We start from the raw sequence: 21,165 nt of genomic DNA on the forward strand, positions 1-21,165 counted from the left end.
TGCTCTCACTTGTGAGGCTTTTTGAAAAAAACCGATCATCCGAATGACTGAACGAGTCCAATCATGACCAAAAGTCCTAGGATAAACGAAAAAGTCGCGGAACGAGCATGACCATCTCCATGGCTTTCGGGGATGAGCTCCTTGTAAACGATGAACAACATCGCGCCAGCGGCAAAGGAAAGCCCATATGGCACCAGCCCGTGAACCACAGAGGTTAGATAATAGCCACAGATTCCAGAGACGATTTCGACTGCTCCGGTCATCGTTGCCAATAGAAACGCCTTGAAGCGACTGACCTTCTGATTGATCAGGAAGAGAGCGACCAGGAAGCCTTCTGGTGCATTCTGCAAACCGATTGCAAAAGAAATCAGGCCACCCAAGCCAGACTGTTCACTGGAATAGCTCACGCCAACAGACAAGCCCTCTGGGATATTGTGCAAGGTAATCGCGGACAAGATAAGCAGCGATTGCGAATCCATCGAAATGTTGATTCTCGTATGCTCCAGATCGATATGCGGGACGATGCTTTCCAACACCGTAAGCAGCAATGTTCCGGTAAGCACTCCCAAGCAAACAATAATAAATGGCGCGCTCTGAAGTGCCTGTGGAATCAGACTGAAGGTCGAGGCAGCCACCATAATTCCAGCCGTAAACGCCAGCAATATATCCCGCCATCGATGTGATACCGACTTGAAAAAAAGGATAGGCAAGGCGCCCACACCAGTAGCCATGGCTGAAAGAAAGCTACCTATCAGTAGTTGTTCCATGTATGTTCCTCCACGTAATAATGCCGCTCTTCAGATATCTGGAACAAACGGCCTTCTACTATCATATTTCCCTTATGGAAACAGTACGCCTTTTTGTTAGGCCTTTTTTGTTAAGCGGATCACATCCAGCAAATCGACTTTTTGCTTTGTTTTTTCATGATACAGCCATTTCTCCTGAACATGATCCACAAATAAGATTCCGTCTAAATGATCGATTTCATGCTGCATACAAACAGCAAGGAATCCGTCCCCCGCAAGGATCATTTCCTCGCCTTGTCTGTTCAACGTCTTTACCTTTACATGCTCGGCTCTCTTTACATTGCCATAGTAACCCGGAAAAGATAAGCATGCTTCCATTCCGATTTGTTCGCCACTCCTTTCTATGATTTCCGGATTAATGAGCTCAATTAATCCATCTCCGCAATCCATGACAACCACTCTGCGAAGAATGCCTACTTGAGGTGCGGCAAGGCCAGCACGGCCATCCTTGGCATATAAGGTTTCAGCCATCTCATCCAGTAGCTTGAACGTTTTCGCATTCAGCTCATCCACTGGCTTGGCTACTTTGCGCAAAATCGGGTCTCCAAAAGGCAAAATTTGTTTCACTGCCATATTTTTAGGCTCCCTTCACTCTATTAGGCGGTGTATATGCCCACAAGTCATTTGGTGTACACTCCAGAGCTGTACAGAGTGCATCAAGTGTCTCGGCTTTCATTTGTTTGGGCTGACTGGTTAGTAAAGCACTGATGGAGGCTGGAGACAGGCTGTAATTTGCTTTCTCTTTTAACAGCCTTGCTAAAGCGGCTCCCGTCCAAACTCCTCTTTCTGCCATTACTTTTCGCAACATCCAGACAAGCATCTTTTCACCCCTCAAGCTTTTGGTATTAACTAATTTTATTAGGCAACACCTAATATACCATATTTTACAGGCCGAAATACAAAAACGCCAAAAACTTGGCGTTTTTAACGTTTTACGTTTCCGATCGATATGTTTTGCCTAACTGATCACTCAGACCAAAATAATGACGGAAGTTGTAGATCAGCGGATTCCATGCTTGAGGGTTTACATGATGAGCACTTTGGACAATCTCTTTGGCTGCATGGACGTGACGCACTTCTGTCTCCAAAATCGCAAACATGTCGGCATATTCCGGAAAACGGATTGTGCGGACGACTGCTTCGAGTTGAAGCGGGCATTCTCCTACTCGCTTTGGACGAACGATAGCAGAGTCAACAGGAGTCAAATTGGCTGCCTGAAACTTATCTGCTTCATAGCGGAAGCCCAGCTCCTTTTTATAGTCGGGTACGGGATTGCGGCCTGTTAGCGGAGCCAGTGCTTCTACTTGCTGCCACATGGAAGCATCCGGCAAATTGATAACGCACTCGGGCCGCTGACGCAAATTTTCCAATCCATGCGAGCCAAACCCGAGTCCCAGAATCACATAATTCCCCAGTGCCCATGACGATGAAATGGGACTGATATTCGTTGTTCCATCTTCATTTTCAGTCGTCAACAGAACGACGGGAGTTCCGTAATACAAAATCTTCGGCTGGATGGTAGTATGGCTTGTCATGAACATAGCCTCCTTTGACTAGAATCACTCTTGCTACGACTTATTCTAGTCGAGGATTATTTCCATCGCGCTCGAAGTGTGAATGTGCACTTACCTCCGCATATTAGCGTGCTCCTGCTTTTTGCAGGATTTGGACGATCTCGTGATAACCTTGTTCTTTTGCACGATATAGAGGTGTTTTTCCTTCGCGATCCGGGATGTTCACATCGGCACCGTGGTCGATTAACAGTTGGATCATCTCTTGCTGTTTTTTCCCACCATCGTTCAATACGATTGCTTCCATCAACGCCGTCCAGCCCGGATTGTTCACATGGTTGACGTCTACATCCGTCCGGGTAAGAAGTTCCTTTGCTACTTCCACATACCCATGTTCCGCCGCTGGAATTAAAGGTGTTCCTCCGAAGCGGTTGTAAATCTTCGTATCTGGACCTGCATCGATAACCAGCTTCAAGATTTCTAGGTATCCCTCTGCTCCCGCGTATAAGAACGGATTATCTTGCCGGTCGTCCTGAATATTGATGTCAGCTCCTGCTTCAATAAGGACTTTCACTGTTTCCACATGGTTGCCGTGTGTTGCCGCCATTGCCGCTGTTCTTCCACGGTCATCCTGTGTGTTTATCTCAGCCCCTGCTGCCAAGCTAGCCTTGACTTCATCAGTTTTGCCCTCGGCTGCGGCAGAGAGCAGTTTTTTGTTCCATTCTTTCACTGCTTCTGGAGATAGAGTTGGTTTTTTTACTGGTTGAGACTGTTGCTGCGGTGTTACTGGTTGTTGTTGTTGCTCCTGTGCGGTTGTTACAGCCGGAGCTGTTGTGGACGGTTCCTCTACGCAGCCAGTCAACAACATTCCGAATGGGAGTGCAGTGAGAATGAGTTTGTACATTTTGGCACCTTCCTCCTGGCTATGTCATTAAGATATAGGCCTAAGCCCGGTTGCGTACCGAGCTTAGATTGCCTGTTAAACCTCTGAATCCATCGTAGTCCGTAGAGATAAACTCCTACTAAACCTGTTCTTAATGAACTATTTCCTAAAGATTAACTTTTTCTAAAAAAATGCCATGAAAAGAAAAAACGCCAAATCACGTTGGCGTTTTTGCGTTCGTTTGCACGGTATATACCTACACCTTAAATCGGCGAATCATGTACTGCAGCTCTTCTGCCATATTGGAAAGAGCTGTTGCTGACGAAGCGATTTCCTCCATAGAAGCGAGCTGCTGCTGTGTAGCAGCGGAAACGTTTTGCGTGCCATCAGCAGTCAAGTCAGAAACTTCGCTGACTAGCTCCATCGCTTGTACGACCTGTTCGGAATGGGCGGACACTTCCTGGGCAGATGCAGAAACGTCGTGAATCTGGCCGGCTACTGTGCCAATCGAGCTCTGAATTTGACCGAAAGTCTCACCCGCACGATGAACGACACGAATTCCTTCTTGTACTTCCCGGGTGCCTGTTTCCATTGATTCGACCGCGACTTTTGTATCTGTCTGAATCGTGCTGATCAACTGCGCAATTTTTTGGGCGGACTGAGCAGATTGCTCTGCCAGCTTCCGTACTTCATCTGCTACCACCGCGAATCCACGGCCTTGCTCTCCTGCGCGCGCTGCTTCAATCGCTGCATTGAGGGCCAGCAGATTGGTCTGATCCGCAATGCCTGTAATAACCTCAATGATCTCTCCGATTGCTTGAGAATGGTTACCCAGACCGTCTATCACGGATGAGAGCTCACGCATGGAAGCGTGGATCGCATTCATTTGTTGAACCGCTGCCTGAATCGACTGGTTCCCTTCTCCTGCCATGTTGGCGACTTCGCTCACCATATTGGATGTTTGCTGTGCGTTATTTGCGATTTGACGAATTCCTCGTGACATATCATCAATGGATTTCGCCCCATTGTCTACACTCGCTACCTGGCGATCAACGCCTGCTGCCACTTCTTGAACAGTAACAGCAATCTGTTCGGTAGCCCTGCTCGTCTGATCGGCACTTGCCATCAATTGCTCAGCAGATGCGGCTACCTGCTCGGAAGTTCCGCCTACCTGACGAATGACTGTAGTTAAACTGCTAGTCATATCATTAAACGAATTCGCCAGATCCAAAATCTCGTCACGGCTTTTGACAACCAATGGCTCCACACGCAAATCACCATCAGCCACTTTCTTCATCTCTTCCATCAAACGCAAGATCGGTCGACGGATGCTTGACGTCAGTACGACAGCTAGCGCCACACACGCAATAATAGAGATAACCAAGATAATATTCAGGTCCCGCTTGACTGACTCATACAGTTCAGCACTTTCTGCGCCAGCGCGTTCTGCTCCCTCACTGTTATTCGTCATCATGGCATCCAAATATTTCTTGCGTTCTAGAAACAATTCACTGGCTTTTTTCTTGATGCGCTCCAGCTCTGCCATGTCTGCATCGGTAGCCGGTCTTCTGATGTCGACCTTTTTGGCGATTGCCACGTATTGCGGACTGAAATCCTCGTATTTTTGCAGCGCCTGCTTCAATCCTTCATAATTGTTACGGTCCTCTTCACTGAAAATCGTTTTTTCATAGCTTGCCAATAAGCCGTCCATATAGGCAAATTGGTCATCGACTTGCTTTGCGTACTTGTTCTTGTCATCCATGTTCTCTGTCGTAAGCATGGTTTGCGTAAGTCCGTAAACGGTTTCCAGCGTCATGTTGATCTTCAAAATATCTTCCAGACCTGGGCGCCAATTCGTATTCATTTCCACCATCTTCTGATTCATCTGTTCCATCTTGATAATGGTCGTGATCCCCATAAACAGCATGATGACCAGGATCAGCGCGTACGCACTACCCAATTTTTTTCCGATCGTCCATTTCATTTCGTAAACACCACTTTTCTTGACGTATGATGATAGCGTAATCTCCTTTTCCCTACCAACTGATGGAATAAACCTTATTGCACACAAAAAAATGGTTCTTTACACAAAAAATTAAAATCCACAATTCAGAAAACTCCTGTAAGATAGATGAAAATAAGCGGAATGGAGGACTGATGATGCAAAACTACGACGTCATTATTGTTGGAGCAGGATCGATGGGAATGGCAGCTGGCTACTATCTGGCACAGCGCGGCGTGCGTACACTCATGATCGATGCCTTTGATCCCCCGCACACGATGGGCAGCCATCATGGGGATACCCGTATCATTCGCCATGCATACGGAGAAGGAAAGCAGTACGTCCCGCTTGCGTTGCGGGCGCAACAGTTGTGGTCAGAATTGGAACAAGCATCCGGCATACCGATCTTCGCCAAAACGGGTGTGTTGAACGCTGGACCCTTGAATTGTCCTTTCCTGAATGAAATTCGGGAGAGCGCTGAGCAGTACTCCCTGCCCTTGGAGGTACTCCGTGCCGATGAGGTCATGCAACGCTGGCCAGGAATCAATCTACCTGCTGATTACTACGGGTGCCTGGAGCCTACTTCAGGTGTGCTTTATTCCGAAAACGGCATTCGTGCCTATCGAGAGCTCGCCCTCGCCTCCGGAGCTACACTGTTGACGAACACGCCGGTCACGCAGTTGGAGCCAGCAGGAAACGGGTTCATCGTGCATACGGATTCTGCCAGCTACCATGCCGATAAAGTCCTTCTATCCGCTGGTGCTTGGAATGGTTCTCTCCTTGACTCGTTGGGCTTGTCTATCCCGCTCACGCCTACACGCAAAACGGTCGCCTGGTTTGGTGCAGATGAGAGCCAGTATAGTGCGGATGGCTTTCCCGCTTTCATCTTTCGCCTTCATGACTCCATGTTCTACGGATTTCCCAGCTTTGATGGCAGTGGTGTAAAAATCGGGCGCCATGACGGTGGGCAAGCTATCGATCCCGATAAACTAGAGCGTACCTTTGGCACCTATTTGTCAGACGAAGGCTGTGTTCGTTCTTTTTTGGAAGCGTATATGCCTGGGGCAGCCGGACCATTGCGACAAGGCAAGGTATGCATCTACACCATGACACCGGATGAGCATTTCGTCATTGACCGTCATCCTCAACTTCCACAGCTTGTATTGGCAGCTGGCTTTTCCGGACACGGTTTTAAATTCGCCAGTGCGATCGGGGAAGCGACCAGCCAACTGCTGATAGAAGGATCATCTACCCTTGACCTGTCTATGTTTTCTTGGAAGCGATTCTCCTGTCCATCATAGAGGTTGTTCAAAAAGCCTCTCGCCGCATTTATGGCAGGAGGCTTTTGTTCGTATTACCATTCCCAAGACAAAGAACCGATCTGCGCTGTAATTCGACTGCTCGCTTGTAACGGATTGCCGGAGACTCGCATGATAGAACGACCGTTGTCATAGGGGAACAGGTAGGCGAAACCAGGCCGAGTCGCCTGATTGACCAGATAGGCAGACCTCATTGCTCCCTCTCTTCGTTGTTCATTCAAAAACGCTACCATCTCATTCGCTCGCTTGATCCCCGCACCATGCCCGTAATACAAGCCACTGCCGAGCACTACCGCATTTTCCCCTTGCCACTGCGGTGTCGTGCGATCGTAATCAGGATTTGCAAAATAAATCACATCACCAGGCAAGAAGGTATTTGTTCTTAATGTTTGCAAGTCCAGATCCTGATCGTACCGCCAGTCATATAGCAAGATGTCTGCAAACATTCTCTCAAAATCCGGTAAACGAATGGACTGTAGGACTGCATGATAAATAATAATGACCATCGCCGTAGCACACTCCGTGGCGTATTTTTGGCCCTCAAGAAAAATATTGATAATCCCGCTGGATGGCAGCACTCCGGGTCGCAAGCGAAATCCGCCCTGGTCTGTTCGTATCCAGTAAGCTGGATTGGCACGGGATTCTTCAAAAGTAGAAAAGGCCAGGCCGCTTTCGTGCAGAGCCAAGGCAGACCTCACCAGATGATCACGCATCTTCAGTTCAAATTGCAGGAGTTCAGGAGTCGGATATTCAAATACTTCATCACTTCGTACCAGAATCGCTACTGTTTCACGCTGTACCGGATTTAATCCCCATTCCGTTGCCAACGAGGCGGGATTAGCTGGTCTCCCCGCTATGACGATCATATACAACCTCCCCTTCACACACTGTCCTTCTTATTTGTATGCGAATGCCCATGTCCACGTGATCGACTAAAAAGCCATGAGTCAACATAGTGGTGGAGAAGAAAAAGCACAGTTCTCTTCGACTCTGACACGCCGGCAGGGGATTCACTGGACGTCTCCACTACAAAAAGGGGACCATCGAGCCAAAGCCACCCTACGGGCGGAAGTTTCTCGAGGGAGAAGTGTTCGACAAGCGTGGACCCCTTTTTGTAGCTCCGACTGGGTAGGCTTTGTCAAGGTCTGCGAGCCCTGTGCTTTTTCTTCTCACTAGCCTTGGGCGTTGATCGGTACCTTCTAAAACTTCCATGTTGTGTTCATTGAAAATAAAGTAATAGGCGGGAACCTTGATATGGCGCAAGTTATTTCAGGAAGAATCTTCAGTCGTACAAAATAAGATATAGACTCGTACCCAAATTTAAAAAGCCGCTGACTATGACTTAAAAAATAAAGTCTTAGACTGCGGCTGCTTATTTTGCGCTGTCAAGCATGAGATACCAATAAATGGCTATCTCATCACTATCTTTATCTAGACCTCTGTAGACGTAGGAATCGAAACCTCCGATGACAAAACCACAACTTTCTTAGAAATTACATGCGCGGACATTATTATTTTGTGTCTCCAGCATGATTCCCGTCATACCGCCATCCTTCATCCAGCGTTTAGCCTGTTCGATTAGTTTTTTCCGACACCGTATCCTCTATATTGCTTATCAACTTTAATATCTTCCACATAGGCATATTTGTTCCAATTTCTTTTCAAAACAATTCGACCCACAACTTGATTAGGATGTCTACTTACTCTCCCGAGTGAATATTCTCATTTCGTAAAATCTGAAACAAACCTCTCCGCTCACATAATTGTGAGGGTTGAGGTTCGTTTTTACTCTATTACTATCAAATTTTTTTCTGATACAATGACTTCATCCTATAAGAAAGGTTGGTGTGGGTAGTAATGAAGAATGAAAGTCAACCTTACACGGATTTTGGAGAAATGTACCGAGATATCGATTTCGCAGCAGAAGCTTACTACAACGAGTTTTTTCATGCCTACAAGACGGATGGGCGATTCCCCGAAGTATATACGCTCGAGCAAACGAAAAGAGCTTCTAGTGCCATCCAACTTCTTCAACTCTTGGAATGGGAATGGAACCCGGTTCGTTTACTGGCATTACTATCGACAGTAGGTGCTGCCCTAGGAATCGGACGCCCTATACCTGTTTTGGATTTTTGTACAATGATTGAAGGTATGAATCTAATAACGTCTCCATATGCAGACTACTATATTGAAAAGAAAGACATTCTTATCGCTACGTTGGAGATGTTTGCAAATGAGGAACCATAGAAGTTAAACCGTTAAACCCCACCTCGACTCTGATAGAGCTTATGGCGGGGTTTAGCAATTTGCAAAGTGCCTAATTTGCACTCTGGTAAATTTATTTTTTATAAATGCCTATTTACCAAAAAATCCCCCGCCTGTTTGAGCAGACGAGGGATTTCCGTTTTAGCCTTGTGCTTGTTTGACTGTATGTGGTGTCGGGGTCGAGACGTGCTTTAAGCGTGAGAACATATAGCATCCGACAATGACGATTATACTTCCGAGTAATTGGATGATGGTCATACGCTCTCCGAGCAAAAGAAATGCGAGAATGGCGGTAAAAATAGGATTGAAATTGAGGAACATACCTGCTGAGGTTGCGCCAACCTTTTGTACACCGATATTCCACAACACCATGCTGACGACAGTCGCCATTACACCAACGTAGAACAGCGACAGCCAGAACGTCCAGTCTGTGTTGCTGATCGTAAATGTGGTGGCATTAAAGGGCAGCATCAGCGCAACACCGAAAATCCCCGAGTACAGTGTGGACATCATCGGCGAGACCGTCTTCATCGCCCACCGCGCGCATACGGAGTAAATCCCCCACATGGCGACAGCGGCGAGCATCCACAAATCGCCCGTGTTGAAATGCAACTGGGACAAGTGTACGAAGTCTCCTTTGGTCATCACCACAAGCACGCCTGTAAACGAGATCAGCATCGCGACAATCTGCAACGGTCGAATTTTATCGCCCATCAGCAAAAAGGAAAAAATCGCGATCGAAACTGGATTCAGCGTGGACAATAGCCCGACATTGGTCGCGTCTGTCCGCTCAAGTGCCCAGAACATGAATAAATTAAAGAGGGCTACACCAGTCACTCCCATCACAATCAAAGGAAGAAGTGCCTCTCGTGTGGGAAAAATCCGCTTTTCGCGTATCCAAACAACGGGCAACAAGCAAACAACAGCAATGAGCCAGCGCAAATTGGTCAACGTCAAGGAAGACGCGTGCCCGACAAGAAATTTACCGACAACAAAATTTCCTCCCCAAAGGAAGCTAGTACAGAGTAATAGGACGATATATAGCGGTCTCATGTTGCCTCCTGCCAAGATGAAAGAGTTATGAAGCTTTGATTTGTCCTCTATCATACACCTTTCGCCAGCATTTGGGCGGTCATGATACACTTCCATTTTTATCCTTTACCAGAAGCAATCCACTTCTCCATGAAAATTAGTTCGTCACGCTCATACCCAAGCTGATTGTAAAAGACTTGTACACCATGATTGGTCGGCTCGATCAACAGGTTAATCTTTTCACACCCGATATTCGCCAGCCGCTTTTCCAGCTCATCCATCAGCCTGCTCCCTATGTCTTGTCCTTGGAAATCCGGATCGACTGCCAGATGATTCACCCATCCTCGCCGTCCGTCATAGCTGCCCATTACAGCTGCTATCATCCTTTCCTCCTCATTCATTGCCACCAAGAAAAGCTCTGCGTCTCGCTCCAGCTTTTTACACAATCCCTCACGTGTATCCGAGCAAGAAAGCTGTAATCCGGCTCGTTGCCATAGCTGAATGACATCCTCGTATTGTTGCAAAGAGAATGATTCAATTCTCATGTTTGATCACCACTATCTTATGTATTTTTATTCATTTAATTTTATTTTTATACGATTATTGTAATACAAAAAGGGGCTATCTAACAACCCCTTCCTTCACACAGCCAGCCACGACATGATCACCGGCAGCAAAGTAAACGCCCACACTACTGTGATCATCGCTCCGGCGATTACAGCCAAAGTCGCACTGCTTCCTTCTGTTTCCCCACGCTCAAACGCTTTTACCATCCCCAACGCATGTGCGCCCATTCCGTACATCAAACCGATGGAAACAGGATGACGGAGCTTCATCTTTTTGATGATTTTGGGAGCTAGAAAAACGCCTGCGAAGCTGGTCAGCATGCCGAATACAGCCGTCATCGTAGGCATTCCGCCAATCGCCTCGGTTACGCTCACCGCAATCGGCAGAGTAATCGAGCGAGGAATGACGCTAATCGCCGCTTCTTTTCCCAATCCGACTAGCATCGTCGTAGATACTCCTGCAAGGATGGCAATAAGGGAACCCGTAGCGAGACTCGTCAATATCATCCGGCGATGCGCCATTAACACCGACCAATTTCGGTACAGCGGAATCGCAAACGCCACTGTGACTACGCTCATCATCTCACTAATGAGAGAGGTCGCTTCACTGTACACCTGATAAGGAATGCCTGCAAAAAGCAAAAACAGAATCAAGCCAATCGGCGCCAATATGGCCGGGGAAAACAGCAGTAACGGTCTTTTCTTGTTGAACCGTTTGGCTGCATAGAAGAAAACAAGTGTCAGGAGCACGCTAGACGTTTTCCACAGGATCATGCTGTTTCACCTCTCCACGATTGAACATGCGCTCAGCAACAACACCTGTCGAAATCATCACAAGCGCACAACCGCTTACGACAACAACAAGCACCAGCAATCCTTTTATACCTAATAACCATGGATATTGCATCATTCCGACCAGCGATGGTACGAAAAACAGGATCATCTGCGAGAATAACAGAGTCGCTCCTGCTTCCACCCACTGTAGTCGAATCAAGCCGGTATATAGACAAATGAACAAAAGCGCGAGTCCGATCAGACTGCCGGGAACAGGAAGGTGAAAAAATGAGCTTACCCATTTCCCAAGCCAGGTGAAGCCGAACAAAAGCAAAACTTGTGCGATGATGGAGAACCATCTTTTCATCGAGACCACCCCAGTTGCTCTACAAAGGTTGTTCAAAAAGTTACTGTTTGAACGAGTTACCTTCATTCTAAGCCGTCTCGATTCCATTCGTACAATACATAAAAATCATCATTTCTATTCCATTTGGTTATAGCCGTACATTTTCTCTACAAACGATATGAAAGCCATTGTCGCATGCGATAAATACCCTTCTTTTCGATAAATCAGGGCATACTGCCAGTCAATCACCGGGTAGGAAATGTTGACGGTGTGCAATTGTCTGTTGTTCAAGCGTCTCACGATGGAGCGTGGAATAAGTGATATCCCCAGTTGAGTAGCCACCATCTCTCCGACAAAATCCCATAAAGAGCTCATGTAAGCGACTTTCGGTTCAAAGCCGGACAGCTTGCACGCTTGGCGCACCACATCATGCATCGCGTACTCTTCGGTAAACAATATGAAAGCCTCGTCCTTGAGCTGTTCCAAGCTCACCTCGTCGACTCCCGCGAGCCAATGCTCCCGATGAACGATCGCGACGAGGTCCTCTGCGAGCAAGGGAACCGCCACAAATTTCTCCTGATCTGTTGGAAGAACGGTTAATGCCACATCGATGCTTCCTTGCTCCATTTGGATTTCAAGCAGCTTGGCGCTGTATTCCTTCATCTCGATATCGATGCCTGGATACTGCTTTTTAAACAAGGCGATCACATTTGGCAAGAGAAACGAACCCACTGTCGGCATCATGCCCAGTTTGACCCGACCACGCTCGACATTTCGCAATTCTGCAATCGACGACGCCATGCCTTCCATCAGCTGCAACACTTTGGTCGCATAGCTGTAGACCATTTCCCCTGCGTCTGTCAGATCCATTTTCCGCTCCGTCCGATCCAGCAGAACTACCTCTAGCTCTTCTTCCAATGCCTTGATCATTTTGCTGATAGAAGGCTGAGAGACGTGGAGGGATTGCGCGGCCTTCGTAAAGTTTTTATGTTTGACTACTTCCACAAAGTAATGCAGCTGTCGAATATCCATGATGCCCTCCGTCTTCGTCCAATCAAAATCGTTAGCTACAGATTACCACAGGCGGGAGTATGCGAAAAAGCCAGGTGCGCAGTCGCGCCCTGGCTTTTCCTCCAGTGTGAGTTACTTCACGGTTACTTGTATTTTTACAACTTTTCCATTGTACGTCGCCGCAATCGTTGCACGACCTTCTTTCACAGCCGTGAGCTTGCCATCCGCTACAGTCACAACGGAGCTGTTCGTGGAGATCCAGTCTGCATCGGTTGTGATATCGACCTTAGTTTTGTCAGTATAGGTAACAGATACTTTCAAATCTTTTGATTCGCCGATTTTAAGTGCGACCTTTTTCGTATCAAATTCCAGCTTGGAGATGACAGCAGACTCTACAGGGATCGAGATTGTCTTTCCACCGTAAGTTGCTTTGATTCTCGTTTTGCCAAAGCCTACGGTTTTCACAACTCCGTTTTCAACTGTGGCGACTTTTTCATTGTCAGATGTCCACTTGGCTTTGCTTGTTACATCTACTTTTTCTTTGGTAGACAGGGTAGCCAACAGCGTAACTGACTGGGTAGTGTCTGGACGCAGGTACAGCTTTTTCTTATCACTGTCCAGCTTGGAGACGACATCCACCTCTACTGGAATGGATACGCTTTTACCACCGTACTTCACTTTGAGCTTTGCTGTGCCCGAGCCTACTGCCGTAACCAATCCATTCGTGACTGTTACGATTTCCTTATCATCGCTTTCCCACTCTGCCTGAGCCGTTACATCAGCAGTAGACTTATCCGAGAAGGTTGCTGTTGCGTTTACCTGTTTCGTGCCTCCCACGCTGAGAGCCAGTTTCTTCTGGTCAGCAGTGAGCTTGGAAATCACATCGATCTCAACAGGGACATTCACACTTTTGCCCCCGAAGCTTGCTTTCACTCTTGTTTTACCGGAACTAATTGCTGTGACCAAGCCTTTTTCAACGGTTGCAATGTCACTGTCAGAGGAAGTCCACTCCGCTTGCTGTGTGACATCTTCCGTTGTTTTATCCGTGTATTGCACGCGGACGTTTAGCTGCTGTGTCCCCGCTTTTTTCAATTTTACCGTCTTTGTATCAACCACAAGCTTGGAAATCTTCTTCTGCGTACTTGTCGTCGCAGAATTTGCCAATGCCGGTACTTGGCCGACACTGGAAAAGATAAGCCCAACAGTAACAGCCGTAGCGAGCATCCCTTTTTGCCAGTTTCTCATGCTCACATCCCTCTCCTCTCTCATTTTCCACCATTTCCTATATCGGCTAAACAGCTGTACTTGTTGAATACAAAATGGCAAAGAAAGTCATGGTTCTTCCGCCCATCTCCCTGCCAAAGGAGCAAAGTGCTGCATCGCCAGAGCTCCAGCTCCCATCACGATCGCCTCCCCCTTCAATTCAGAAGGAATGACGCGAAATTTTCCCTTGAATGGCTCCCAAATCACTTGATCGCTATGCTCCTCGACCAAGTCAATGATTTCGCGATAATTCTCCACCAAATCACCGCTTACAATCACGGTATCTGGATTGTACATGCACACAATATTGTTAATCGTGATTCCGAGGTACAATGCGGTACGGGAGACGATTTCCTTCGCCCAGCGCTCTTCGTTTCTCGCCGCCGCGAACACCTGTCGGACATCATTGACATCCTTCACCCGACGCGCTTCCATGATCAAAGAATTTTCGTCTATATATGTTTGCAGGCATCCGCGCTTTCCACATTCGCACAGATTCCCATTCGGATCGAGCGTTGTATGCCCCAGCTCTCCTGCGCTATTGGAGCCCCCGCGAAACACTTCGCCATTGATAATCAATGCCGAACCGATGCCCGTTCCAATGCCGATCAAGGCTGTCTTGTTCGACCCTTTGGCAGATCCGTACAAGTACTCCGAGAGGATTTTCACCTTCAAATCGTTGTCGATAACGGTTTTGATTTTCAGCCTTTTTTCAATCAGGCTGGCGAACGCTACGTCCTTCCACTCCAGCGTAGTGGATAGCTGAACAATCCCTCGCTCATAATTGATCACCCCTGGCATTCCAATGCCGATCCCGACCACTTTTTCTAGCGGAATGCCTGTCTGGTTGAGCATCCCTTCGATCTCGTTACAGATCAGTTCAGCCGTTTCTTCCGGTGTAGAATCCTGTGTTTTATGATCCATCCGGTGCTGTGCAATAATCGCTTCGCTAAAGTCCATGATTCCAAAGCTGATGCGCTTTTTTGCCATGTCCACGCCGATTGTATAAATGGCCCCTGGCTCGATGTCGAGCATAATTGCCTTCCTGCCTACACCTGATGAAGTAAGCTCTGTCTCTCGAATCAGTCCTTCCTCGCACAGCTCGCTGACAAATCTGCCAATCGAGGTGGCACTCATCCGCGTAATTTTTGCGATTTCTGCACGCGATATCGGTCTCTGCTTTTTGATAATATCGAGGATCATTTGCTTGTTATGCTGCTTGGTGACGTCCTGATCTTGTTTCATGATTTTTTTCATCATACAAAACTCCCATCTTGCTTGAATTCCCGGTAGTATTCCTGCGCGATTATTCTCACACTACCTGTCGCCATTTATTACGTCAACTGGGCCAAACAAAAACCATCCGAATCACCTCGGATGGCTGCTGCGTTGCTATCGCTTGTTGTTGTTCAAATCATACGGTGTCTCTTGGTAAACGTAATAGTTTAACCAGTTGGAAAACATCAAATTCGCATGCGCGCGCCAAGTGACAATGGGCTCGCGGCTTGGATCGTCCTTTGGATAGTAATTACGCGGAACAGCAATGTCCAAGCCTTTGTTCACATCCCGCTGGTACTCATCTTGCAGAGTGGTCGGATCATACTCGGAATGTCCTGTCACGAAAATTTGTCTGCCATCCCTCGTCGCTACGATGTAAACCCCTGCTTCATCAGACTCGGACAAGATCTCCAATTCCGGCACTTGCTCGATGTCTTCCCTGCGATTTTCAGTATGCCTGGAATGCGGGATGTGGAAGTAGTTGTCAAATCCGCGGAACAGCTTCACATTTTGCTTATTGAGTGTATGAGGGAAGATTCCGAACATTTTTTCTGGCAAAGGATGCTTCGGAACGCCAAAGTGGTGGTAAAGGCCCGCTTGTGCTCCCCAACAAATATGCAGGGTCGAAGTGACGTTCTCCATTTTCCAATCGAGGATTTCTGTCAGCTCCTGCCAATACGTGACGTCTGTAAACTCGAGCTGTTCCACTGGCGCTCCGGTGATGATCATGCCATCAAATCGCTGATCACGGATCTCCTCAAACGTTTTATAAAACATTGATAAATGCTCTTCTGACGTATTTTTGGACGTATGACTGGACATGTGCAATAGCACGATCTCCACCTGTAGCGGCGTATTCCCCAGGAGGCGGAGCAACTGTGTTTCCGTTGTTTCCTTCACTGGCATGAGGTTGAGAATGACGATCCTGAGCGGTCGTATGTCCTGTGTGAAGGCACGGCTATCCTTCATCACAAAAATATTTTCTTGGGCGAGTATTTCCGTTGCAGGCAATTCGTCAGGCAATTTGATTGGCATAAAGATCCCCCTTTCCATCCTTTGAACACAGGTAGAAAAACAATAATCCGACAAATTCGACAAAAATACTCGCCTTCCTGCTAATCCCGCAGGGGAAAACGAAAAAATCCCCTTGCAAGCAAGTTGCAAGAGGTCTCTTCCCTTAAATCCAGCCGCGCGCTTCCATCGCCTCCGTAATTCGCAAAAGCGAGATCATATAAGCTCCCGTGCGCAAGTCCACCTTGTATTGATCAGAGAGCTCTTTCACCGCGCGATAAGCGTTAATCATGGCCGTTTGCAGCTTTTCGTTTACCTCAACCTCGGACCAGTAGTAATTCATCAGGTTTTGCACCCATTCAAAATAAGAAACGGTTACGCCACCTGCATTCGCGAGAATATCTGGGATCACGGTAATCCCTTTTTCCCGCAAAATGGCGTCAGCATCAGGGGTAGTAGGTCCGTTTGCTGCTTCTGCAATCCATTTGGCCTGAATGTTGTGGGCATTCGCTGCTGTGATGACATTTTCCAACGCAGCCGGGATCAGAATATCCACTTCCAGCTCCAACAGCTGTTCATTGGAGATGACCGTACCACCTACATACTCCAAAATAGTGGCGTCGTCTTTTAACTGTCCGACCTTTTTGATGTCCAAGCCAGCAGCATCATAAATACCTCCGCGTGAGTCACTGACCGCCACGACTTTGAAGCCCAGCTCTGTCAAAAGCCTCGCTGCTATTCTTCCCGCATTGCCAAAGCCTTGAATCGCAATGGTTGTTTGCTCCGGCTTGCGTCCAGAATCCTTTAATGCCTCTAGTATGGTAAAGACACATCCCCGGGCAGTCGCTTCGTTTCTTCCTTTGGAGCCGCCGACGGAGAGCGGCTTTCCAGTGATCACTCCCGGAGAATAGGTGCCTTTTAATCGACTGTACGTATCCATCATCCAGCCCATGATTTGCGGGGTCGTATACACATCGGGTGCGGGTATGTCTGTCTCAGGTCCGACAATATCAGCGATGGCTTCCATGAAACCGCGACTGACTCGTTCCAGCTCATTTTTGCTGAATTCGTGGGGATCACATATGACGCCGCCTTTTCCGCCCCCATAAGGAAGACCAACCACGCCACATTTGAATGACATCCACATGGAGAGCGCCTTGACTTCATCCATCGTCACATCCGGATGAAAGCGAATCCCTCCCTTGGTCGGCCCTACCGCATCATTATGCTGAGATCGATAGCCTTCAAAGACACGCACGCTGCCATCATCCATCTTGACAGGAAAGCTGACGGCCAATACTCGTTTGGGTCGCTTTAAAATTTCTACAGCATCGCTCCGCAATCCCAACAATGCCGCCGCAGCATCAATCTGTTTCTGCACAATTTCGTATGGATTCAGGTTTTCTTTCTCTACAGTATTAAGCATCTCTCTTCCTCCCCAATACTTTTCACACTCGTTTTCTACATCACCTTGGCACAGAGCTAAAGGATGACTGGAGTAATTATATACGATGAAAGTAAATTCAGACAATTTATTTTCTTTGTTTTCACATTATTGTGTTATTTTTTGGCAAGCAAATAAAAAACGCCCGATGCATCGCGACACATCAGACGTTTTTCTCCTATTTTTTTAAATACGCCTTCATCAGCTTTGTTTTCGTCTCCCACATCTCTTCGCTGATGTGCAGACGGTAATGCTCCGGATTCAGCATGCGCAAGTATTCAGGCCAGAACAGCTTGAGCTGCTCACGGTGGTAGTCGCGAATCTCTTGGAGGGTCGGCAGTTCATAGACCAGTTTCCCATCCACAAATACTGGAATGAGCAGCGACTCAGCCTGGTAGTTCTCCAAGTTCTTGCTCAAATACGTATGGCTCGGATGGAACAAATGGAGAGGAGCTCCCTCTTCGACTGCTGTTTCATGCGGGAAGCACAAGTAGTCAGCGATCGCTTTGCCTGTTTCCGGATCAATCAATCGGTACATATCTTTGATGCCCGGCGTTGTGACTTTTTCCGGATTCCCGGAAATTTTGATGGTCGGCTGATATTCTCCGTTCGCACCTTCACGCGCCACCAGCTTGTATACGCCTCCGAGCGTCGGCTGATCCGCTGCCGTGATGAGCTGTGTTCCCACTCCCCAGCTGTCCACACGGGCTCCCTGCACTTTCAGGTTCATAATTGTGTGCTCATCGAGGTCGTTGGAAGCGACAATTTTTACTTCGGGCAGTCCGGCCTTATCGAGCATTTCACGCGTTTTGATGGACAAATAGGCCAAGTCGCCACTGTCCAGTCTTACAGCAGCCAGCTTCTTGCCTTCCTTCTCCATTCGCTTCCCTAACTTAATCGCATTCGGCACACCGCTTTTCAGCGTATCGTAGGTATCAACCAGAAGAGTGACCTGTCCAGGAAGTGCTTTCGCAAACCGCTCAAAAGCCTCTTCTTCGCTCTCGAAGCTCTGTACCCATGAGTGAGCATGCGTCCCTTTTGTCGGAATGCCAAACATTTTCCCTGCCAGCATGTTCGAGGTCGCGTCGAAACCAGCCAAGTAGGCTGCCCGCGTCCCCCACAGCGCAGCATCTGCCTCCTGCGCCCTTCTTGTTCCGAATTCCATAAGAACATCATTGCCCGCCACGTTTTTAATCCGCGAGGCTTTGGTCGCAATCAGCGTCTGGTAGTTCATGTAGTTCAACAGAGCCGTCTCAACCAGCTGTGCCTCCATGACACGCCCCTCTACGCGAATCAGCGGCTCGTTCGGGAAAACCACGGTTCCTTCCTTCACGGAGTAGAGCGAGCCCTTAAAACGAAGCTGGCGCAGCTCTTCCAAAAACTTCGGATCGTAGTTCTCCTCCTGCTCACTCAAATACTTGAGATCGCTTTCTTCAAAACGCAAATTTTTAATATAGGAAACAATTCGTTCCAATCCGGCAGATACGGCGTATCCGTTTCCAAAAGGCAGTTTGCGGAAAAATGCTTCGAAAACGACCTTCTGATTGTGTGTTCCGTTCACCCAATGGGCGTACATCATGTTGATTTGATATTTATCTGTGTGTAGTGCCACACCAAATGATTGCATGTCACTGAGGCCTCCTGTGTATTCCTTTCTACCATCATACCAGAAGCGTCCGCTGGTGCCCATCCGCTGTGGAGGATATTAGGGAATGTGGTATAGTATGGGGATAAAAAGAGAAGCAATCGTACAGGCTGGGAGTGAGCATAAGTTGAACAGAAAAATCGTTACAATCAGTAAAGGTTTGCCTAAAAGTAATATGTACAACGGCAAGGAATATCTCTCCGGCATTTGGAAGGAAGAAGCAAACGAGCTCGTTGTCCGTTCCGAGAAAATTGATGACGACGATATCGCGAATCCAGAATACCACGGCGGCCCAGACCGCGTCGTCTGTGCGTATCCTTTTGAACATTATGCCCATTGGGAGAAGTTATTCGGCCAACCTCTGACCAATGCGGCATTCGGAGAAAATCTCACGGTCGCTGGCATGACCGAAGAGCAGGTCTGCATCGGGGATGTGTATCAATTCGGTGATACCATCCTGCAAGTGACCCAAGGCAGATTTCCTTGCGCGACGATCAACAAGCGAAACAACAATAACCAACTGCTCAAAGCGGTGGTGGAAATGGGCTATACGGGCTATTTCTTCCGCGTCCTGCAGGAAGGGACGATCAAGCCAGACTCCAAGATTACCCTCATCACTGCACACCCAAAACAAGTAACGGTAGCGTCGATCCATCACTTATACTTCCACGACAAGGCACCATCCCAAGAGACGATACAGCGTATGCTCGAGGTGGAGGAATTGGCCCTGCCTTGGCGGAATAAACTACTTGAAAAACTGGAAAAGCAGCAGTAATAGCGAAAGGAACGTCTCATGCGAATTAATAAGTTCATCAGTGAAACCGGCATTTGCTCGCGAAGAGAAGCCGATAAATTAATCGAGGCCAAGCGCGTGACGATCAATGGCCAGCTCGCGGAATTGGGAAGTACGGTTGCGTCAGGAGATGACGTGCGCATCGATGGACAGCCGCTCGGTGCTAAAAAGAAAGATGTCTACATCGCCTTGAACAAGCCTGTCGGAATTACGTGTACCACTGAACTGCACGTCAAAGGCAACATCATCGATTTCGTGAATCACCCGGAGCGGATTTTTCCTATCGGGCGTCTCGATAAAGATTCGCAAGGCCTTATCCTGTTAACCAATGACGGGGATATCGTAAACAAAATTTTGCGTGCTGAGAACAATCATGACAAAGAGTACATCGTCACCGTAGACAAGCCGATCACGGCGAATTTCTTGCACGGAATGGCAAACGGCGTACGCATTCTCGGAACGACTACAAAGCCTTGCAAAGTAACCAAAGTCAGCGACCGCGTCTTCAATATCGTACTGACGCAAGGGCTGAATCGACAAATCAGACGGATGTGCCAAGCTTTTGGTTATCAGGTGCGAAAGCTTGAACGGATACGCATCATGAACATTACGCTGGGTAATTTAAAATTGGGTCAATGGCGCAATCTGACGGCCAAGGAATTGACTGATCTGAATAAAAGCTTGTGAAATAGGGACGGGCTGGAAGCTAGTATAGTGGCTCCTCTGTATTTTCTTTCAACAACATTCGCGAATTATTTGCTATCCTTTCAATATCCTGTTATGCTAGTAGAGAATTATTTTTGTTCGAAGCAACGGATAGCGTAGATAGCAAATTTTCGTCTAGATGATCCTGAGAGCAAGGATAGTAATATATGTGTGTTACACACTAGGAGGCAATAACAATGGAACAAGGTACAGTAAAATGGTTTAACGCAGAAAAAGGTTTTGGTTTTATTGAGCGCGAAGGTAAAGAAGACGTATTTGTTCACTTCTCTGCTATCCAAGGCGAAGGTTTCAAATCCCTTGACGAAGGTCAAAGAGTTACTTTTGACGTAGAGCAAGGACAACGCGGCCCACAAGCTACTAACGTTCAAAAAGTTTAATTTAGCCATACACCAAAAAACAGACTCCTGTGAGGGGGTCTGTTTTTTTGGGTTGTCTGAAACACAAATGAAAAACCCTACTCACGTAAATGGAGTAGGGAATGCTACAGAAC

General features: G+C 47.6%; 22 protein-coding genes and 1 pseudogene. 5 read left to right on the plus strand and 18 right to left on the minus strand.

Annotated elements, in window-relative coordinates:
- Positions 1-35 precede the first annotated feature (35 nt).
- The 6 genes from C7R94_RS26235 to C7R94_RS26260 all read right to left on the minus strand — a co-directional run bounded on the left by C7R94_RS26235 (position 36) and on the right by C7R94_RS26260 (position 5,184).
- Positions 36-767 (minus strand): ZIP family metal transporter, encoded by a 732-nt coding sequence (locus C7R94_RS26235; RefSeq protein WP_047073459.1) that lies wholly within the window; start codon positions 765-767, stop codon positions 36-38.
- Between the two features lie 96 nt (positions 768-863).
- Positions 864-1,379 (minus strand): peptide deformylase, encoded by a 516-nt coding sequence (gene def / locus C7R94_RS26240; RefSeq protein ID WP_106785576.1) that lies wholly within the window; start codon positions 1,377-1,379, stop codon positions 864-866.
- Positions 1,380-1,383: 4 nt separating this feature from the next.
- Positions 1,384-1,626, minus strand: coding sequence for a helix-turn-helix domain-containing protein (locus C7R94_RS26245; RefSeq protein WP_007722000.1), 243 nt, complete (start codon positions 1,624-1,626; stop codon positions 1,384-1,386).
- 112 nt (positions 1,627-1,738) lie between these two features.
- The gene (locus tag C7R94_RS26250; RefSeq protein ID WP_106785577.1) at positions 1,739-2,341 is read right to left on the minus strand and encodes a flavin reductase family protein; all 603 of its coding nucleotides are present in this window, start codon (positions 2,339-2,341) and stop codon (positions 1,739-1,741) included.
- A 103-nt stretch (positions 2,342-2,444) separates the two neighbouring features.
- Entirely contained in the window at positions 2,445-3,221 is a 777-nt protein-coding gene (locus tag C7R94_RS26255) for an ankyrin repeat domain-containing protein (protein WP_106785578.1), read from the minus strand.
- A gap of 235 nt (positions 3,222-3,456) precedes the next feature.
- Positions 3,457-5,184: a methyl-accepting chemotaxis protein gene (locus C7R94_RS26260; RefSeq protein ID WP_106785579.1), complete on the minus strand. Its 1,728-nt coding sequence runs from the start codon at positions 5,182-5,184 to the stop codon at positions 3,457-3,459.
- A 176-nt stretch (positions 5,185-5,360) separates the two neighbouring features.
- On the opposite strand from C7R94_RS26260, the gene solA reads away from it, so the two are divergent.
- Entirely contained in the window at positions 5,361-6,503 is a 1,143-nt protein-coding gene (solA, locus tag C7R94_RS26265) for an N-methyl-L-tryptophan oxidase (protein ID WP_106785580.1), read from the plus strand.
- Positions 6,504-6,556: 53 nt separating this feature from the next.
- Here the strand turns inward: solA and C7R94_RS26270 are convergent, their stop codons facing one another.
- Both C7R94_RS26270 and C7R94_RS26280 read right to left on the minus strand, forming a co-directional pair.
- Positions 6,557-7,387, minus strand: a complete 831-nt coding sequence (locus C7R94_RS26270) for a protein-glutamine gamma-glutamyltransferase (protein ID WP_106785581.1) — start codon at positions 7,385-7,387, stop codon at positions 6,557-6,559.
- A gap of 506 nt (positions 7,388-7,893) precedes the next feature.
- Positions 7,894-8,210: pseudogene (locus C7R94_RS26280) on the minus strand (GNAT family N-acetyltransferase); the annotation flags it as partial.
- A 168-nt stretch (positions 8,211-8,378) separates the two neighbouring features.
- Here C7R94_RS26280 and C7R94_RS26285 point away from each other — a divergent pair.
- Positions 8,379-8,768 carry a hypothetical protein gene (locus C7R94_RS26285; protein WP_106785582.1) on the plus strand — a complete coding sequence of 130 codons (390 nt, stop codon included), beginning with the start codon at positions 8,379-8,381 and terminating at the stop codon, positions 8,766-8,768.
- Between the two features lie 159 nt (positions 8,769-8,927).
- On the opposite strand, the gene C7R94_RS26290 is transcribed toward C7R94_RS26285, so the two are convergent.
- The 10 genes from C7R94_RS26290 to C7R94_RS26335 form a co-directional block, all read right to left on the minus strand.
- A complete protein-coding gene (locus tag C7R94_RS26290) occupies positions 8,928-9,839 on the minus strand; it encodes a DMT family transporter (RefSeq protein ID WP_199197964.1) in 912 nt (303 codons plus the stop codon).
- A 98-nt stretch (positions 9,840-9,937) separates the two neighbouring features.
- Entirely contained in the window at positions 9,938-10,363 is a 426-nt protein-coding gene (locus tag C7R94_RS26295; protein ID WP_106785583.1) for a GNAT family acetyltransferase, read from the minus strand.
- 96 nt (positions 10,364-10,459) lie between these two features.
- A complete protein-coding gene (locus C7R94_RS26300) occupies positions 10,460-11,158 on the minus strand; it encodes an LrgB family protein (RefSeq protein WP_106785584.1) in 699 nt (232 codons plus the stop codon).
- Complete coding sequence (locus C7R94_RS26305; RefSeq protein ID WP_007721979.1) at positions 11,136-11,525, minus strand: CidA/LrgA family protein; 390 nt, start codon at positions 11,523-11,525, stop codon at positions 11,136-11,138. The genes C7R94_RS26300 and C7R94_RS26305 overlap by 23 nt, the downstream gene beginning before the upstream one ends.
- 114 nt (positions 11,526-11,639) lie before the next feature.
- Positions 11,640-12,536 (minus strand): LysR family transcriptional regulator, encoded by an 897-nt coding sequence (locus C7R94_RS26310; RefSeq protein ID WP_106785585.1) that lies wholly within the window; start codon positions 12,534-12,536, stop codon positions 11,640-11,642.
- A gap of 111 nt (positions 12,537-12,647) precedes the next feature.
- A complete protein-coding gene (locus C7R94_RS26315; RefSeq protein WP_106785586.1) occupies positions 12,648-13,760 on the minus strand; it encodes an Ig-like domain-containing protein in 1,113 nt (370 codons plus the stop codon).
- An 87-nt stretch (positions 13,761-13,847) separates the two neighbouring features.
- Positions 13,848-15,038 carry an ROK family transcriptional regulator gene (locus C7R94_RS26320; protein ID WP_233220677.1) on the minus strand — a complete coding sequence of 397 codons (1,191 nt, stop codon included), beginning with the start codon at positions 15,036-15,038 and terminating at the stop codon, positions 13,848-13,850.
- Between the two features lie 132 nt (positions 15,039-15,170).
- On the minus strand, positions 15,171-16,091 hold the full coding sequence (metA, locus tag C7R94_RS26325) for a homoserine O-acetyltransferase MetA (protein ID WP_106785588.1): 921 nt from the start codon (positions 16,089-16,091) through the stop codon (positions 15,171-15,173).
- Positions 16,092-16,233: 142 nt separating this feature from the next.
- Positions 16,234-17,493, minus strand: a complete 1,260-nt coding sequence (locus C7R94_RS26330; protein WP_106785589.1) for a Glu/Leu/Phe/Val family dehydrogenase — start codon at positions 17,491-17,493, stop codon at positions 16,234-16,236.
- A gap of 196 nt (positions 17,494-17,689) precedes the next feature.
- Positions 17,690-19,138, minus strand: a complete 1,449-nt coding sequence (locus C7R94_RS26335; protein ID WP_106785590.1) for a nicotinate phosphoribosyltransferase — start codon at positions 19,136-19,138, stop codon at positions 17,690-17,692.
- A 145-nt stretch (positions 19,139-19,283) separates the two neighbouring features.
- On the opposite strand from C7R94_RS26335, the gene C7R94_RS26340 reads away from it, so the two are divergent.
- The 3 genes from C7R94_RS26340 to C7R94_RS26350 all read left to right on the plus strand — a co-directional run bounded on the left by C7R94_RS26340 (position 19,284) and on the right by C7R94_RS26350 (position 21,052).
- A complete protein-coding gene (locus C7R94_RS26340) occupies positions 19,284-19,931 on the plus strand; it encodes an MOSC domain-containing protein (RefSeq protein WP_106785610.1) in 648 nt (215 codons plus the stop codon).
- 18 nt (positions 19,932-19,949) lie between these two features.
- Positions 19,950-20,636 carry a 23S rRNA pseudouridine(2604) synthase RluF gene (rluF, locus tag C7R94_RS26345; protein WP_106785591.1) on the plus strand — a complete coding sequence of 229 codons (687 nt, stop codon included), beginning with the start codon at positions 19,950-19,952 and terminating at the stop codon, positions 20,634-20,636.
- A 215-nt stretch (positions 20,637-20,851) separates the two neighbouring features.
- Complete coding sequence (locus tag C7R94_RS26350) at positions 20,852-21,052, plus strand: cold-shock protein (protein ID WP_047073426.1); 201 nt, start codon at positions 20,852-20,854, stop codon at positions 21,050-21,052.
- Positions 21,053-21,165 lie beyond the last annotated feature (113 nt).

The sequence above is a fragment of the Brevibacillus sp. NRRL NRS-603 genome, assembly GCF_003013445.1.
Lineage (GTDB): Bacteria > Bacillota > Bacilli > Brevibacillales > Brevibacillaceae > Brevibacillus > Brevibacillus formosus.

Bases quoted from the DNA above. Each gene is read 5' to 3' on its own strand.
- C7R94_RS26245 (WP_007722000.1), bottom strand. From the start codon at position 1,626: ATGCTTGTCTGGATGTTGCGAAAAGTAATGGCAGAAAGAGGAGTTTGG.
- solA (WP_106785580.1), top strand. From the start codon at position 5,361: ATGCAAAACTACGACGTCATTATTGTTGGAGCAGGATCGATGGGAATG.
- C7R94_RS26305 (WP_007721979.1), bottom strand. From the start codon at position 11,525: ATGAAAAGATGGTTCTCCATCATCGCACAAGTTTTGCTTTTGTTCGGC.
- C7R94_RS26235 (WP_047073459.1), bottom strand. From the start codon at position 767: ATGGAACAACTACTGATAGGTAGCTTTCTTTCAGCCATGGCTACTGGT.
- def (WP_106785576.1), bottom strand. From the start codon at position 1,379: ATGGCAGTGAAACAAATTTTGCCTTTTGGAGACCCGATTTTGCGCAAA.
- rluF (WP_106785591.1), top strand. From the start codon at position 19,950: ATGCGAATTAATAAGTTCATCAGTGAAACCGGCATTTGCTCGCGAAGA.
- C7R94_RS26330 (WP_106785589.1), bottom strand. From the start codon at position 17,493: ATGCTTAATACTGTAGAGAAAGAAAACCTGAATCCATACGAAATTGTG.
- C7R94_RS26320 (WP_233220677.1), bottom strand. From the start codon at position 15,038: ATGATGAAAAAAATCATGAAACAAGATCAGGACGTCACCAAGCAGCAT.
- C7R94_RS26260 (WP_106785579.1), bottom strand. From the start codon at position 5,184: ATGAAATGGACGATCGGAAAAAAATTGGGTAGTGCGTACGCGCTGATC.
- C7R94_RS26295 (WP_106785583.1), bottom strand. From the start codon at position 10,363: ATGAGAATTGAATCATTCTCTTTGCAACAATACGAGGATGTCATTCAG.
- C7R94_RS26350 (WP_047073426.1), top strand. From the start codon at position 20,852: ATGGAACAAGGTACAGTAAAATGGTTTAACGCAGAAAAAGGTTTTGGT.
- C7R94_RS26285 (WP_106785582.1), top strand. From the start codon at position 8,379: ATGAAGAATGAAAGTCAACCTTACACGGATTTTGGAGAAATGTACCGA.
- C7R94_RS26270 (WP_106785581.1), bottom strand. From the start codon at position 7,387: ATGATCGTCATAGCGGGGAGACCAGCTAATCCCGCCTCGTTGGCAACG.
- C7R94_RS26315 (WP_106785586.1), bottom strand. From the start codon at position 13,760: ATGAGAAACTGGCAAAAAGGGATGCTCGCTACGGCTGTTACTGTTGGG.
- C7R94_RS26310 (WP_106785585.1), bottom strand. From the start codon at position 12,536: ATGGATATTCGACAGCTGCATTACTTTGTGGAAGTAGTCAAACATAAA.
- C7R94_RS26250 (WP_106785577.1), bottom strand. From the start codon at position 2,341: ATGACAAGCCATACTACCATCCAGCCGAAGATTTTGTATTACGGAACT.
- metA (WP_106785588.1), bottom strand. From the start codon at position 16,091: ATGCCAATCAAATTGCCTGACGAATTGCCTGCAACGGAAATACTCGCC.
- C7R94_RS26335 (WP_106785590.1), bottom strand. From the start codon at position 19,138: ATGCAATCATTTGGTGTGGCACTACACACAGATAAATATCAAATCAAC.
- C7R94_RS26255 (WP_106785578.1), bottom strand. From the start codon at position 3,221: ATGTACAAACTCATTCTCACTGCACTCCCATTCGGAATGTTGTTGACT.
- C7R94_RS26290 (WP_199197964.1), bottom strand. From the start codon at position 9,839: ATGAGACCGCTATATATCGTCCTATTACTCTGTACTAGCTTCCTTTGG.
- C7R94_RS26300 (WP_106785584.1), bottom strand. From the start codon at position 11,158: ATGATCCTGTGGAAAACGTCTAGCGTGCTCCTGACACTTGTTTTCTTC.